This is a genomic window from Shumkonia mesophila (genome assembly GCF_026163695.1).
In the GTDB taxonomy this organism is placed as follows: Bacteria; Pseudomonadota; Alphaproteobacteria; order Rhodospirillales; family Shumkoniaceae; genus Shumkonia; species Shumkonia mesophila.
The window spans coordinates 1-2,351 of record NZ_JAOTID010000043.1; the positions used below are offsets into that span (position 1 = coordinate 1).

Below are 2,351 nucleotides of genomic sequence, written 5' to 3' on the forward strand. Positions count from 1 at the left end.
CTGTGGAGCGGCGTGCAAAAGTCGGCCACCTGAGGGGGTGATCGGCGTCCAAAATTAGGCCAGCCCCTTGATCAGGTTAACGTGACCTCCGGTTGTAGGATCGGAGGTGCCGACGAGGGATGCTGACAGTGGAGACGATTGCGCGGGTGCGCCGAGAGCACGCGAAGGGGAAGAGCGTTCGGGCGATCGCCCGAGATTTGCGGTTGTCGCGGGACACGGTGACGAAGTACCTGCGGTCCGACGACACCGAGGGGAAGTACGAGCGGCATTCACAGCCATTTCCCCAGCTTGGGCCGTTTCTGGCGGAGTTGGAGCAGTTGCTGGAACGCAACGAGCGCCAGCAACTGCGCGAGCGGCTGGACAAGCGCCAGCTCTTCGAGGCGCTGCGGCGTGCCGGCTATGTGGGCGGTTACGACGCGGTGCGGCGCTATGCCCGGCGCTGGGCGGAAGCTCGGGCGACGAAGACCGAGGCGAAGGTCACCGAGGCTTTCATCCCGCTGATCTTCGCGCCGGGCGAGGCGTATCAGTTCGACTGGTCGGAGGAGTGGATCGTCCTCGACGGCGTCGCCTTCAAGGCGCAGGTGGCGCAGGTCCGGCTGTGCCACAGCCGCATGCCGTACATCCGCGCCTATCCGCGGCAGACCCAGGAGATGGTGTTCGACGCCCACGCCCGGGCCTTCGCTTTCTGGGGCGGAACCTGCGAGCGCGGTATCTACGACAACATGAAGACCGCCGTCGACGCGGTATTCGTCGGCAAGGACCGGAAGTTCAACCGCCGCTTCGCCCAGATGTGCTCGCACTATCTGGTTGAGCCGACCGCCTGCACGCCGGCGGCCGGTTGGGAGAAGGGCCAGGTCGAGAACCAGGTCGGCAGCCAGCGCCAGCGCCTGTTCATCCCGCGTCCGCACGTCAAAACACTGGACGAGATGAACCGCCAGCTTGAGGACGGCTGCCTCGCCCATGCCCGTGAGAGCCGCCATCCCGACGACCGCGAACGCAGCGTGTGGGAGGTGTTCGAGGCCGAGCGCGCGGTGCTGGTGCCAGTCCGCGGTCCCTTCGACGGATTCCGCGAGGTCACGGCCAGCGCCTCGAAGACCTGCCTGGTCCGCTTCGATCGCAACCGTTACAGCATCGAGGCCAGGGCCGCCAATCGGCCGGTCCAGTTGCGGGCCTATGCCGATCGCGTCGTCGTCCGCTTCGACGGCGAGGTGGTGGCAGAGCATGAGCGCCTCTTCGGCCGTGACCGCGTCCGCTACGACCCGCTCCACTATCTGCCGGTGCTGGCGAAGAAGCCCGGTGCCTTGCGCAACGGCGCGCCCTTCAAGGACTGGGAGTTGCCGCCCAACCTGGCCAAGCTGCGCGCCAGGCTCGGCCGCTCCGACGAGGCCGACCGCCAGTTCGTCGGTGTCCTCGCCGCCATCCCCGAGGACGGTCTCGAAGCCGTCGAGGAAGCCTGCCGCCTCGCCCTGGCCGAGGGGCTGTGCAGCCGTGATGCCGTGCTCAACATCCTGTCCCGGAGCCGCGAGGGGGCACCACCGCCGGCTTTGGCCACTCCGCCCACGCCGCCGCTGCGCCTGGTTCCTGCCGCCGATTGCGCCCGCTATGACCGTCTGCGCACCATCACCCCGGAGGTCGACCGTGGAGCGGCATGACCTTCTGGCCTTGATGACCAAGCTCAACCTCGCCGGCATGCGCGCCGCCTATGACGACATCATGCGCGACGGGCTGAAGCGACAACGCTCCGTCCAGCAGATCCTCGGCGATCTGCTCACTGCCGAGGTGGCTGAGAAGACGGCCCGCTCGATCAGCTACCAGATCGGCGCCGCCAAGCTGCCCTTGGCCAAGGAGCTGACCGAGTTCAAGTTCGCCGAGAGCCCGGTCAACGAGGCCCTGGCACGTGACCTGCACGGCGGCGGATTCCTTGAGACGCAGCGCAATGTCGTCTTCATCGGAGGGACCGGCACCGGCAAGAGCCATCTCTCCATCGCCATCACCGCCAATTGCATCCGCAACCGCGGCGCCAGGGCCCGCTTCTTCAACGTCGTCGACCTGGTCAACCGCCTGGAGGCCGAAGCCCGCGAAGGGCGCGCCGGCAAACTGGCCGACCAGCTCAGCCGCGTCGATCTGGTCGTCCTCGATGAACTCGGCTATCTGCCCTTCGCTCAGTCCGGCGGCCAACTGCTGTTCCACCTGATCAGCCGCCTCTACGAGCAGACCTCGATCATCGTCACCACAAATCTCGACTTCAAGGAATGGTCGAGCGTGTTCGGCGACGCCAAGATGACCACCGCCATGCTCGACCGCCTGACCCATCACTGCGACATCGTCGAAACCGGCAACGAAAGCTGGCG

At 66.7% G+C, this 2,351-nt stretch carries 2 protein-coding genes; both read left to right on the forward strand.

Features of this window, described 5'->3' with window-relative positions; genetic code table 11:
* Nucleotides 1-119: 119 nt before the first annotated feature.
* Complete coding sequence (gene istA, locus ODR01_RS25125; RefSeq protein ID WP_316980459.1) at nucleotides 120-1,652, forward strand: IS21 family transposase; 1,533 nt, start codon at nucleotides 120-122, stop codon at nucleotides 1,650-1,652.
* On the forward strand, nucleotides 1,639-2,351 hold a 713-nt coding region (gene istB / locus ODR01_RS25130; protein ID WP_316980460.1), incomplete at its 3' end, for an IS21-like element helper ATPase IstB. The genes istA and istB, both read left to right, overlap by 14 nt.